This is a genomic window from Curtobacterium sp. SL109, assembly GCF_026672405.1.
Classification (GTDB): domain Bacteria; phylum Actinomycetota; class Actinomycetes; order Actinomycetales; family Microbacteriaceae; genus Curtobacterium.
Window position 1 is genome coordinate 2,629,833 of the sequence record NZ_JAPPRB010000002.1, and the last position, 12,982, is coordinate 2,642,814.

8 protein-coding genes are annotated in these 12,982 nt (G+C 69.8%); all 8 read right to left on the minus strand.

Annotated elements, in window-relative coordinates; all coding sequences use genetic code 11:
* Positions 1–29: 29 nt before the first annotated feature.
* Positions 30–1,247 carry a phosphoglycerate kinase gene (locus OVA28_RS14025; RefSeq protein WP_268097394.1) on the minus strand — a complete coding sequence of 406 codons (1,218 nt, stop codon included), beginning with the start codon at positions 1,245–1,247 and terminating at the stop codon, positions 30–32.
* Between the two features lie 4 nt (positions 1,248–1,251).
* The gene (gap, locus tag OVA28_RS14030; RefSeq protein ID WP_194660457.1) at positions 1,252–2,256 is read right to left on the minus strand and encodes a type I glyceraldehyde-3-phosphate dehydrogenase; all 1,005 of its coding nucleotides are present in this window, start codon (positions 2,254–2,256) and stop codon (positions 1,252–1,254) included.
* A gap of 166 nt (positions 2,257–2,422) precedes the next feature.
* Positions 2,423–3,403 carry a DNA-binding protein WhiA gene (gene whiA / locus OVA28_RS14035; protein ID WP_194625569.1) on the minus strand — a complete coding sequence of 327 codons (981 nt, stop codon included), beginning with the start codon at positions 3,401–3,403 and terminating at the stop codon, positions 2,423–2,425.
* Positions 3,404–3,481: 78 nt separating this feature from the next.
* The gene (gene rapZ / locus OVA28_RS14040; protein ID WP_194660456.1) at positions 3,482–4,369 is read right to left on the minus strand and encodes an RNase adapter RapZ; all 888 of its coding nucleotides are present in this window, start codon (positions 4,367–4,369) and stop codon (positions 3,482–3,484) included.
* A 150-nt stretch (positions 4,370–4,519) separates the two neighbouring features.
* Positions 4,520–6,616 carry an excinuclease ABC subunit UvrC gene (gene uvrC / locus OVA28_RS14045; protein ID WP_268097395.1) on the minus strand — a complete coding sequence of 699 codons (2,097 nt, stop codon included), beginning with the start codon at positions 6,614–6,616 and terminating at the stop codon, positions 4,520–4,522.
* Positions 6,617–9,682: an excinuclease ABC subunit UvrA gene (gene uvrA / locus OVA28_RS14050; protein WP_228504830.1), complete on the minus strand. Its 3,066-nt coding sequence runs from the start codon at positions 9,680–9,682 to the stop codon at positions 6,617–6,619. It abuts the gene before it with no gap.
* 48 nt (positions 9,683–9,730) lie between these two features.
* On the minus strand, positions 9,731–10,672 hold the full coding sequence (locus tag OVA28_RS14055) for an SDR family NAD(P)-dependent oxidoreductase (protein WP_268097396.1): 942 nt from the start codon (positions 10,670–10,672) through the stop codon (positions 9,731–9,733).
* Positions 10,662–12,752, minus strand: coding sequence for an excinuclease ABC subunit UvrB (gene uvrB / locus OVA28_RS14060; protein ID WP_268097397.1), 2,091 nt, complete (start codon positions 12,750–12,752; stop codon positions 10,662–10,664). The genes OVA28_RS14055 and uvrB overlap by 11 nt, the downstream gene beginning before the upstream one ends.
* Between the last annotated feature and the right edge of the window lie 230 nt (positions 12,753–12,982).

Genomic DNA, 12,982 nt, shown 5'->3' on the forward strand with positions numbered 1-12,982 from the left:
CGCGTCGTCAGCGATCAGCGGGGTGCGGCTCATGCGGACCACCCCAGGGCTTCGAGGCCGGGGAGCGACTTGCCCTCGAGGAACTCGAGGCTCGCACCGCCACCGGTCGAGATGTGCCCGAACTGGTCGTCCGTGAAGCCGAGGGACCGGACCGCTGCGGCCGAGTCACCACCGCCGACGACGCCGAGGCCGTCGACCTCGGTCAGGGCCTGCGCGACGGTCTTCGTGCCCGCGGCGAAGGCCGGGAACTCGAACACGCCCATCGGGCCGTTCCAGAACACGGTCTTCGAGCCGGACACGGCCTTCGCGAACCGCGCTGCGGTCTCCGGGCCGATGTCGAGCCCGATGCCGTCGGCGCCGAACGAGGAGGACTCGATCGCGTCGGCCGGGACGGTCTCGTGGTCGGCGTCGGCGGCGAACCCGGAGGCCACCACCACGTCGGTCGGCAGGTCGATGGTGACGCCGAGCTCCTTCGCCCGCGAGACGTACTCGCGGACGACGTCGAGCTGGTCCTGCTCGAGGAGGGACTTCGCCACCCCGTGGCCTTCGGCGGCCAGGAAGGTGAACAGCATGCCGCCACCGATGCAGAGCGTGTCGACCTTCGGCAGGATGTGGTCGATGACCCCGAGCTTGTCGCTGACCTTCGACCCGCCGAGCACCACCGTGTAGGGGCGCTCCGGGTCCTTGGTCAAGCGCTCGAGCACGGTGAGCTCCTGCTCGATGAGCTGCCCGGCCGCGGACGGCAGGGCGGAGGCCAGTTCGTACACGGAGGCCTGCTTGCGGTGCACGACACCGAAGCCGTCGGACACGAAGGCGTCACCGAGAGCGGCGATGCGCTTCGCGAAGGCCGTGCGCTCGGCGGCGTCCTTCGAGGTCTCCTCCGGGTTGAAGCGGAGGTTCTCGAGCAGCAGGACGTCACCGTCCTCGAGGTCCTCGGAGGCCGCGGTGGCCTCGTCGCCGACGGTCTCGCCGACGAAGGTCACCGGCTTCCCGAGCAGCTCCGAGAGCCGCTGGGCGACCGGCGCGAGGGAGAACTCGGGCTTGGGTTCGCCGTCGGGACGACCGAGGTGGGAGACCACGATGACCCGCGCACCGGCGGTGATCAGCGTGTTCAACGTGGTGAGCGACGCCCGCACGCGGCCGTCGTCCGTGATCGTGCCGTCCTTGAGCGGGACGTTCAGGTCACAGCGGACGACGACACGCTTGCCGGCGAGGTCGCCGAGGTCCTCGAGGGTGTGGAGTGTCATGCGCTCAGAGCCGCGCGCCGACGTACTCGGTGAGGTCGACGAGGCGGTTCGAGTAGCCCCACTCGTTGTCGTACCACGAGGTGATCTTCACGAGACCGCCGATGACCTTGGTCAGACCGGAGTCGTAGATCGAGGAGTGCGGGTCAGTGGTGATGTCGGTCGACACCAGCGGGTCCTCGCTGTAGAGCAGGATGCCCTTCATCGGGCCCTCGGCTGCCTCCTTGTACGCAGCGTTGATCTCGTCGACGGTGACCTCGGACTTGGTCTCGAGGGTGAGGTCGGTGATCGAGCCGGTGGGGACCGGGACGCGGAGGGCGAAGCCGTCGAGCTTGCCGGCGAGCTCGGGCATGACCAGGCCGATGGCCTTGGCGGCACCGGTCGAGGTCGGCACGATGTTCAGCGCGGCGGCGCGGGCACGGCGGGGGTCCTTGTGCGGGCCGTCCTGCAGGTTCTGGTCCGCGGTGTAGGCGTGGACCGTGGTCATGAGACCGCGCTCGATGCCGAACTTGTCGTGGAACACCTTGGCGAGCGGCGCGAGGCTGTTCGTGGTGCACGAGGCGTTCGAGATGATGTGGTGGTTCGCGGCGTCGTACTGGTCCTCGTTCACGCCGAGCACGATGGTGACGTCGTCACCCGTGGCCGGGGCGGAGATGATGACCTTCTTGGCGCCGGCGTCGATGTGCTTCTGCGCATCGGCGGCCTTGGTGAAGAAGCCGGTCGACTCGACGACGATGTCGACGCCGAGCTCGCCCCAGGGGAGGTTCGCGGGGTCGCGCTCCGCGAGGACCTTGACCGCCTTGCCGTCGACGACGATGTTGTCGCCGTCCAGCTCGACGGAGACGCCGAGACGACCCGTGATCGAGTCGAACTTGAGCAGGTTCGCGAGTGCGGCGTTGTCGGTGAGGTCGTTCACCGCCACGATCTCGAGGTCGCTGCCCTTGGCCAGGGCGGCCCGGAAGAAGTTGCGGCCGATCCGGCCGAAGCCGTTGATACCGATCTTGACGGTCAAAGGATCTCCTGTGGGGTGTGGAGCGCCCGAGGACGCTGCTTTCGGGAGTCACGCACCCGTGACGGGAACGCGGGTGGCTGACGATACGCCCCGTAACGCCACCGAAACGAGCCTAGCAGTCAGCGCCCCACACGCCGCCTGGACGACGTCGACCGTGCAGCGGGCGTCAGACGCCCTCGAGCTCCTCGGGGACGCTGGCCTCGGTGCCCGGGATGTCGAGCTCGACGGCACGCTTGTCCGCCATCGCCAGGAGGCGGCGGATCCGGCCAGCGATGGCGTCCTTCGTCATGGGCGGGTCCGCGTGCTGGCCGAGCTCGTCGAGCGAGGCGTCACGGTGCTGCAGGCGGAGCGACCCGGCGTACTGCAGGTGGTCGGGGACCTCGTCGCCGAGGATCTCGAGGGCACGCTCGACCCGGGCGCACGCCGCGACGGCTGCCTGGGCGGAGCGACGGAGGTTGGCGTCGTCGAAGTTCACCAGGCGGTTGGCGGTGGCACGGACCTCGCGGCGCTGGCGCATCTCCTCCCACTCGGCGGTGGTGCGCGCGGCGCCCATGACGGTCAGCATCTGCCCGATGGCCTCGCCGTCACGGATGACGACGCGGTGCACCCCGCGGACCTCGCGGCCCTTCGCGGCGACGCCGAGACGGGACGCAGCCCCCACCAGGGCCATCGCTGCCTCGTTGCCCGGGCAGGTGACCTCGAGCGCAGCGGCTCGACCCGGATCGGTGAGGGTGCCGGCGGCGAGGAACGCACCGCGCCAGATGGCGGCCAGGTCCTCGCGGTTGCCCGTGGTGAGCCGGTTGGGGAGCCCGCGCACGGGACGACGACGGGCGTCCATCAGGCCGGTCTGTCGGGCCAGGGTCTCCCCCGCCTCGAGGACGCGGACCAGGTAGCGGGTGCCGCGACGGGCCGAGGCGGTCGAACCGACCGAGGCCTCGCTCCGCACGCCGTAGAGCTCGGCGAGGTCCTTGCGCACGCGGTGCACGATGATCCGGGTGTCGAGCTCGACCTCGACGGCGATCCTGCCGGAGATGACGTGCAGGCCACCCGCGAACCGGAGGATCGTCGCGAGTTCGGCGGCACGGACCGTGTTGCGGCCCACGACGACCCTGGCCAGTTCGTCCTTGACCTCGGCAGTCAACGGCACAGCATCATTCCTAACGTTTCTGGTGGTGGGGCTCGTCGGTCCCGTTGGCGCACCCGTGTGCAGCGGCCGGTGGGACGGTCACTCCCGGCCGAGATCTCGGTTCTTCACACGCACGGCGACGTTGGGCATCCCGCGGAGGACGCTCGCCAACTCGGCGACGATGGCGACCGAGCGGTGCTTCCCGCCGGTACAGCCGATGGCGATCGTAGCGTGTCTTTTGTTCTCGCGCTGGTACCCGGCGAGCACGGGCTCGAGCACGGCTGCGTACCGGTCGACGAACTGCCGGGCCCCCGACTGGGCCAGCACGTAGTCCGACACCGGCTCGTCGAGGCCCGTGTGCTCGCGGAGTTCCGGCACCCAGTAGGGGTTCGGGATGAACCGGACGTCGGCGACCATGTCAGCGTCCGTGGGCAGGCCGTACTTGAAGCCGAAGCTCATCAGCGTGACCTGGACACCGGTGAAGCGGTCCTCGGCGAACTTCTCGGTGATGGTGTTCGCGAGTTGGTGGATGTTCAGGTCGGACGTGTCGATGATCACGTCGGAGGCCTCGCGCAGCCCCAGCAGCCGGGTGCGCTCCCGCGCGATGCCGTCGAGGAGGGTGTCCTCGCCCTGGAGCGGGTGCGGTCGCCGCACCTGCTCGAACCGTCGCACGAGGACCTGGTCGGTCGCTTCGAGGAACAACACGCGCACCCGTGCGGACGTGCTCGAGCGGAGCTGCTCGACCGCGTGCTCCGGCGCCGTGAAGTAGCGACCACCGCGGACGTCCACGACCGCGGCGAGCTTCGGGATCTTCTCCCCCGCGCGGTCGGCCAGGTCGGTGAGCGGCCCGAGCATCTGCGTCGGCAGGTTGTCGACGACGTACCAGTCGAGGTCCTCGAGCGCCTTGCCGACCGTCGACCGGCCGGCACCGGACATCCCGGTGACGATGAGGACGTCGTGCTGGGGCTTCGGTTCGGTGTCCGTCATCTGGGAGATGTGCTCCGTCGTCGCTGCCCGGGCGCGTCGCCCGGGTGGTCCGGCGGCCCGCAGTGCGGGCCGGTGGTCTGGTGGCTCGGCGTCAAGGCTACCGTCCGGCAGGGGCGAGCGGACGGGCCGGCCTGGAGGCTCGTGGTGGCGTCACGACGGCAGCGTGGGCCCGTCGCTGGTCACCTCGGGGACCCGCACAGGCCCTCCCGTTCGGTCGTCAGTGCCGGCGGTCGTGCCGGTGTCGTCGGCGCTCGTGGGACCGGTCGGGCTGGTCGGCCCCTCCGGGGACTCCCCGGTCGGAGTGCTCGTCGGGACGGTCTGCAGCTTCCGGACGACGGCGGCGGCCGTGGCCGGTCCGACGCCCGGGACCACGCCGATCTCCTCGGCGGTGGCACCACGGAGCCGCGCGACCGAGCCGAAGTGCTTCAGCAGCGCGCTGACCCGGCTCGGGCCGAGGCCCGGGATCTCGGACAGCTGCGTGCGGACGTCGCGCTTGCGGCGCCCGCGCTGGTGCGTGATCGCGAAGCGGTGCGCCTCGTCACGGATGCGCTGGATGAGGAACAGGGCCTCGGAGTTGCGCGGCAGGATCACCGGGAAGTCGTCGTCCGGCAGCCAGAGCTCCTCGAGCCGCTTGGCGATGCCGACGAGCGCGATGTCGGTGACGCCGGCCTCGTCCATCGCGCGCTTGGCAGCCGCCACCTGGGGCTGGCCGCCGTCGACGATGAGCAGCTGCGGGCGGTACGCGAACCGCTTCGTCGGCTTCTCCACCGCCACGACGCCGTCGGCGTTGTGGTCGGGCTGGTCCGGCAGCTCGGCGTCCTCGTCGAGCCGCGCCAACCGACGGGTGAGCACCTGGTGCATGCTGTCGGTGTCGTCGCGGGTCTCGGCGATCGAGTAGCGGCGGTACTGGTCCTTGCGCGGCAGGCCGTCCTCGAACACCACCATCGACGCGACCACGTTGGTGCCCTGCAGGTGCGAGATGTCGTAGCACTCCATGCGCAGCGGCGCCTCGGTCATGCCGAGGGCCTCCTGGATGTCCGCCAGGGCCGCGGCGCGCGTGGTGTAGTCGGCGGAGCGCTTCGTCTTGTAGAGCATCAGGGCCTGCTGCGCGTTCTGCGAGGCCGTGCGGGCGAGGCCGGCGCGTTCGCCACGCTGGGCGGTGCTGAGCTTCGTGGCACGCCCACCCCGACGGTCGCTGAGCCACTGCTGCAGCGCGTCGGCGTCCTCGGGGAGCTCGGGCACGACGACCTCGCGCGGGGGCTCCTCCATGCTCGGACTGGTGAGCGCGCCGGCGGTCTGTGGCGCCAGCTCGCCGTCGGCGTAGACGCCCTGGACGATCTGCTCGACGAGGTCGCCCGTGCTGATGTCGAGCTCCTTGTCGACGACCCACCCCCGCACACCGCGGATGCGGCCGCCGCGGACGGAGAACAGCTGGACCGCGGCCGCGAGCTCGTCCTCGGCGATGCCGAACAGGTCGAGGTCGACCGAGTCCTTCAGCACGACGGCGGACTTCTCGAGCACGGCTTCGAGGGCCTCGACCTGGTCGCGGAACCGGGCGGCCTGCTCGTACTGCATCGCGTCGGCCGACGCGCCCATCCGCTGCCGGAGCTGCGTGATGATCCGCCGGTCGTAGCTGCCCATGAAGCGGACGAACTCCTCGACCATCGCGCGGTGCTCGGCGATCGTGACGCGCTGCGAGCATGGGCCGCCGCACTTGCCGATCTGCCCCGGGAAGCACGGCTTGCCCGTCTGCATGGCGCGCTTGTAGGAGGAGTCCGAACACGTGCGGATCGGGAACACCTTGATCATCAGGTCGATGGTGTCGTGCACGGCCCAGATCTTCGGGTACGGCCCGAAGTACTTCGCGCCCCGGATCTTCCGGTTGCGCGTCACCATCACCCGCGGGGCCTCGTCCCCGAGCGTGATCGCCATGTACGGGTACGACTTGTCGTCCCGGAACTTGACGTTGAAGGGCGGGTCGAACTCCTTGATCCAGGTGTACTCGAGCTGCAGGGCCTCGATGTCGGAGCCGACCGTCGTCCACTCGACGCTCCGGGCGGTGAGGACCATCCGCCGGGTGCGTTCGTGGAGCGTGGGCAGCGGGGCGAAGTAGTTGCTGAGGCGTGCGCGGAGGTTCTTGGCCTTGCCGACGTAGAGCACCCGGCCGTTGCCGTCACGCCACCGGTAGACGCCCGGGTCGGTCGGGATCTCCCCCGCCTTCGGCCGCCACGAGACGGTGTCCGTCACCTACCGAGCACCAGCCTTCTGCGTGTCGGCGGCCTTGCCGCGCTTGAGCGAACCGAGCGTCGACTCGTCGACGGTGCGGGCACCGACGGAGCGCTCCTTGCCGACGCGGGCATCCTGGGCCTCGAAGATCTCGCGGAGGAACACCCCTGTGTGGCTCTCGGGGACCTCGGCGATGTGCTCGGGGGTACCCACGGCCAGGACGGTCCCGCCACCGGAGCCGCCCTCCGGTCCCATGTCGATGACCCAGTCGGCGGACTTGATGACGTCGAGGTTGTGCTCGATCGTGATGACGGTGTTGCCCTTGTCGACCAGGCTCTGCAGCACGAGGAGCAGCTTGCGGACGTCCTCGAAGTGCAACCCCGTCGTCGGCTCGTCGAGCACGTACACGGTGCGGCCGTTCGAGCGGCGCTGCAGCTCGGTCGCGAGCTTGACGCGCTGGGCCTCGCCACCCGACAGGGTCGTGGCGCTCTGCCCGAGGCGGACGTAGCCGAGCCCGACGTCGACGAGGGTCGCCATGTAGCGGTGGATCGCGGAGATCGGCTCGAAGAACTCGGCGGCCTCGCTGATGGGCATGTCGAGGACCTCGGAGATGTCCTTGCCCTTGTAGTGGACCTGGAGCGTCTCGCGGTTGTAGCGCGCACCGCCGCAGACCTCGCACGCGACGTAGACGTCGGGCAGGAAGTTCATCTCGATCTTGATGGTGCCGTCACCGGAGCAGTTCTCGCAGCGACCGCCCTTGACGTTGAAGCTGAAGCGGCCGGGCAGGTACCCGCGCGCCTTGGCTTCGGTCGTCTCGGCGAAGAGCCCACGGATGCGGTCGAAGACGCCGGTGTAGGTCGCCGGGTTCGAGCGCGGGGTGCGACCGATCGGGGCCTGGTCGACGTGCACGACCTTGTCGAGCTGGTCGAGGCCCTTGACGCGGGTGTGCTTGCCGGCGATGTGCCGGGCGCCGTTGAGCTGGTTGGCGAGCACCTTGTAGAGGATGTCGTTGACCAGGGTCGACTTGCCGGAACCGCTGACGCCCGTCACCGCGGTGAACACGCCCAGCGGGAAGTCGGCGTCGACCTCCTGCAGGTTGTTGGCGCGGGCACCCTGCACGCTGATGACGCGCTTGCGGTTGACCTTGCGGCGCGACGCGGGCATCTCGATCGCGCGACGACCGGCGAGGTAGTCCCCGGTGATCGACTCGCGGTTCTCGATCATCTCGGCGTAGGAGCCCGAGTGCACGACGTTGCCGCCGTTCACGCCGGCACCGGGGCCGATGTCGACGACCCAGTCCGCCGTGCGGATGGTGTCCTCGTCGTGCTCGACGACGATGAGCGTGTTGCCGAGGTTCTTGAGCTTGACGAGGGTGTCGATGAGTCGACGGTTGTCACGCTGGTGCAGCCCGATGCTCGGCTCGTCGAGGACGTAGAGCACGCCGGTCAGACCGGAGCCGATCTGCGTCGCCAGACGGATGCGCTGGGCCTCGCCGCCGGAGAGCGACCCGGCGCCACGCGACAGGGTGAGGTAGTTCAGGCCGACCTCGAGCAGGAACTCGAGTCGGGCGCGGATCTCCCGGAGGACCGCCGCCGCGATGTGGGCTTCGCGGTCGGTGAGCGACAGGGTGTCCATGAACGCGTAGGCGTCGTCGAGGCTGAGCTGGGTGACGTCGGCGATGCTGTGGTCGGCGACGGTGACGCCGAGGACCTCGGGCTTCAGGCGGGTGCCGTCACAGACGGGGCAGGGGACCTCGCGCAGGTAGCCCTGGAAGCGCTGCCGCTGCGAGTCCGACTCGGCCTCGGCGAACTTGCGCTCGATGTAGGGCATGACGCCCTCGAACCCGCTGGTGTAGCGCATCTCACGGCCGAAGCGGTTGCGCCAGGACACCGAGACCTCGAAGTCCTTGCCGGTGAGGATCGCGGCCTGCACCGTTGGGTCGAGCTGGTTCCACGGGGTGTCGAGCTTGAAGCCGAGCTCCTTGCCGAGGCCGCCGAGCAGCTTCTCGAAGTAGGAGTAGAGCCCGCTCGTGCCGGTCCAGGGCAGCAGGACGCCGCCGGACAGCGTGGCCTCCGGGTCACCGAGCACCAGGTCGGGGTCGACGGACATGCGCGTGCCCAGGCCGGAGCACTCCGGGCAGGCACCGAACGGCGCGTTGAACGAGAACGTGCGGGGCTCGATCTCGGTGAGCGCGAGGGGGTGGTTGTTCGGGCAGGAGAGGTTCTCGGAGTAGGTCCGGACGGCGCCGGGCCCCTCGTGGTCCACCAGGTCGATCGCCACCGTGCCGTTCGTCAGGCGCAGCGCGGTCTCGAGGGAGTCCGTCAGGCGGCCGAGGATGTCGTCGCTCGCCACCAGGCGGTCGATGATGACCGAGATGTCGTGCTTGACCTGCTTCTTCAGCGTCGGCGGGCTGTTCAGCTGGATCCGCTCGCCGTCGACGATCGCACGGGAATACCCGGAGGCCGCGAGCTCCTGGAAGAGGTCGACGAACTCGCCCTTCTTCTTGGAGACGATCGGGGCGAGGACCTGGAACCGGGTGCCGGTCTCCTGCGTCATCAGCTGGTCGGCGATCTGCTGCACGCTCTGCTTGCTGATGACCTCTCCGCAGACGGGGCAGTGCGGGATGCCGATGCGCGCCCAGAGCAGGCGCATGTAGTCGTAGACCTCGGTGATCGTGCCGACGGTCGAGCGCGGGTTGCGGTTCGTCGACTTCTGGTCGATCGACACCGCGGGCGACAGGCCCTCGATGAAGTCGACGTCCGGGCGGTCGACCTGCCCGAGGAACTGGCGCGCGTACGCCGACAGCGACTCGACGTAGCGTCGCTGCCCCTCGGCGAAGATCGTGTCGAACGCCAGCGAGGACTTCCCCGAGCCGGACAGGCCCGTGAACACGACGAGCGAGTCGCGTGGGATCTCGAGGTCCACGTCACGCAGGTTGTGCACGCGCGCACCACGGACGCTGAGCGTCGACGTGCTGTGCGGAGCGGTGCCGCCGGGGAGGTGCAGGTCTGCAGGCTCGAGGTCCGCGGAGTCGCCGAAGGCGTTCCGGCCGGAGGTCGCGGAGTCGCGGTCAGAAGTGATGGTCATCACCGACGATTGTACGAACCGACTCCGACATTCGCCGACCCGAGGGCCTCACGCGAGTGCGTCGAGAGCGAACGCCACCCCGGAGACCTGCTCGCTGGCGTGCCAGAGCCGTGCCGCCTGGGTGCGGTCGTGCGCCCGGGGTTCGGCGCGGACGAGCGCTGATGGACCCCGCAGCTGGAAGGGACCGCTCGGGCCCCAGTACTCCCCCGAGCGGACGCCGGCGGCGACCGCCGCGTGGACGAGCGGCAGCGCGCCGGAGTCCTTGCCCTGGGCGTACAGCCGCTGACCGGGGCGGGTCCACCCGGGTTCGCTCCGCGCCGGTGCCACGTCGGGGCGCGCTGGTGAGAGGGCCTCGAGCGCCAGCCCCGGGTGGGCGACGACGCTCGACACCGCTGAACCGGCGTCGGCCAGGCGTTGCGCCAGCTCGAAGCCGAACAGCATCACGGCGAGCTTGCTGCGGCCGTACTGGCGGTAGCTCGAGTAGTGCCCGACGCGCAGGGGGTCGGTGTGGTAGAGCGAGGCCCAGCGGTGGGCGATGGAGCCGAGGTGCACGACCCGGCCCGCGGTGCGCTCGAGGAGCGGCAGCACCAGGCCGGTGAGGGCGAAGTGCCCGAGGTGGTTCGTGCCGACCTGCAGCTCGACGCCCTGGGCGGTGGAACGCTCCGTGCTCGCCCCGACGACGCCCGCGTTGTTCACCAGCGCGTCGATCGGTCCCAGCTTCCCGAGTTCGTCGGCAGCCGTGCGGACGCTGTCGAGGTCCGCGAGGTCGACGTGCAGCTGCGTGAGGTCCGCCGTGGGCACGTGCTGCCGGATGCTCCGCTCCGCTGCCGCCGCCCGCTCGGGGCTGCGGGTCGCGAGCACGACGCGGTGCCCGGCACGCGCCAGCTGCTCGGCCGCGTGGTACCCGAGACCGGCGCTGGCGCCCGTGACGACGACGGTCTTCGCCTCGCTGCCCAGGTCGGTCACCCCGTCGCTGTCCTCAGTTGACATGCCCCGCAGACTCCATCTGCCGGAGCGCCTTCTTGAGGTCCTGGACCTCGTCGCGCAGACGCCCCGCCAGCTCGAACTTCAGCTCGGCCGCGGCCTGCAGCATCTGGTCGTTGAGGTCGGCGATCGTGGCCTCGAGCTGCGTGGCGCCCTCGCCGGCGATGCCCGTGCGCTTGAGGTTCGGCGTCGGCGCCCGGCGGCCGTCGCGCACGCCGCCACCCCGACGTTCGAGGAGCTCCTGGGTGTCCTCGTTCTCCCGGTTGAGCTGCTCGGTGATGTCGCCGATCTTCTTGCGGAGGGGCTGCGGGTCGATGCCGTGCTCGAGGTTGTACGCCACCTGCTTCTCGCGGCGTCGGTCGGTCTCCTCGATCGCCTGGGTCATCGAGGCGGTCATCTTGTCGGCGTACATGAGCACCTGACCGGAGACGTTGCGCGCCGCGCGGCCGATGGTCTGGATGAGCGACGTGGCCGAGCGCAGGAAGCCCTCCTTGTCGGCGTCGAGGATCGCCACGAGGGAGACCTCGGGCAGGTCGAGGCCTTCACGGAGCAGGTTGATGCCGACGAGCACGTCGTAGACGCCCTGACGGAGCTCGGTCAGCAGCTCGACGCGCTTCAGCGTGTCGACGTCGGAGTGCAGGTACCGCACACGGACCCCGGCGTTGCCGAGGAAGTCGGTCAGCTCCTCGGCCATGCGCTTGGTCAGCGTCGTGACGAGGACGCGCTCGTCCTTGTCGACGCGCTGCTGGATCTCCTCGAGCAGGTCGTCGATCTGGCCGTCGGACGGCTTCACCACGATCTCGGGGTCGATCAGCCCGGTCGGGCGGATGATCTGCTCGACGACGCTGTCGGTGATCCCGAGCTCGTACTTGCCGGGGGTCGCCGACAGGAAGACCTTCTGCCCGGCGCGCTCCAGGAACTCCTCCCACTTGAGCGGGCGGTTGTCCATCGCGCTGGGGAGTCGGAAGCCGTGCTCGACCAGGGTGCGCTTGCGGGAGGCGTCGCCCTCGTACATCGCGCCGATCTGCGGCACGGTCACGTGGGACTCGTCGATCACGATGAGGAAGTCGTCGGCGAAGTAGTCGAGCAGGCAGTGCGGGGCCTCGCCCGGCATCCGACCGTCGACGTGCCTGGAGTAGTTCTCGATGCCCGAACAGAACCCGATCTGCTCCATCATCTCGATGTCGAACGTGGTGCGCATGCGCAGCCGCTGGGCTTCGAGGAGCTTCCCCTGCCCCTCGAGCTCGGCGAGGCGCTCGGCCAGCTCTTCCTTGATGGTGCCGATCGCCCGGTGCATGACGTCGGTGTCCGCCACGTAGTGCGACGCGGGGAAGATCGAGACCGCGGGGAGGTCGTCGATGACGGTGCCGGTCAGCGGGTGCAGCGAACTGAGGGCTTCGATCTCGTCACCGAACATCTCGATGCGGATCGCGTGCTCTTCGTACATCGGGATGATCTCGATGGTGTCGCCGCGCACGCGGAAGGTGCCGCGCGCGAAGTCGACGTCGTTGCGCTGGTACTGCATGGCGACGAAGCGGCGGACCAGCTGGTCACGGGAGATCTCCTGCCCGACCGACAGCGCCACCGACGCGTTCATGTACTGCTCGGGCGTCCCGAGGCCGTAGATGCAGGACACGGTCGAGACCACGACGACGTCGCGCCGGCTGAGCAGCGAGTTCGTCGTGGAGTGCCGCAGGCGCTCGACCTCGGCGTTGACCGAGGAGTCCTTCTCGATGAAGGTGTCCGTCTGCGGGACGTAGGCCTCTGGCTGGTAGTAGTCGTAGTACGAGACGAAGTACTCGATCGCGTTCTCCGGCAGCAGGCTGCGGAACTCCGTCGCGAGCTGTGCCGCGAGGGTCTTGTTGTGCGCGAGCACGAGCGTCGGGCGCTGCACCTGCTCGATGAGCCAGGCGGTCGTCGCCGACTTGCCCGTACCGGTCGCCCCGAGGAGCACCACGTCGGTCTCACCCGCGTTGATGCGCCCAGCGAGCTCGGCGATCGCGGCGGGCTGGTCACCGCTCGGCGAGTACTCGCTGATCACCTCGAACGGACGGACCGAGCGGACCGGTTTGACTGCAACTGCCATGCCGACAATGGTAGGCGCGCCCACCGACAGCGATCCGGCTTCTCGCCCAGGGCGTAGCGCCGCGTCCGCCGCGTCCGCCACGTCCGCCACGTCCGCCGCGTCCGCCACGTCCGCCACGTCCGTCGCGTCCGCCGCGTCGAGCGCACAGCGGCGCTCCCCTCTGCCCCGTCCGGCGTATCGTCCGCGGAGAGCACGCTCCAAGGACGCTGATAGGCCAGGCTCCTACCGTT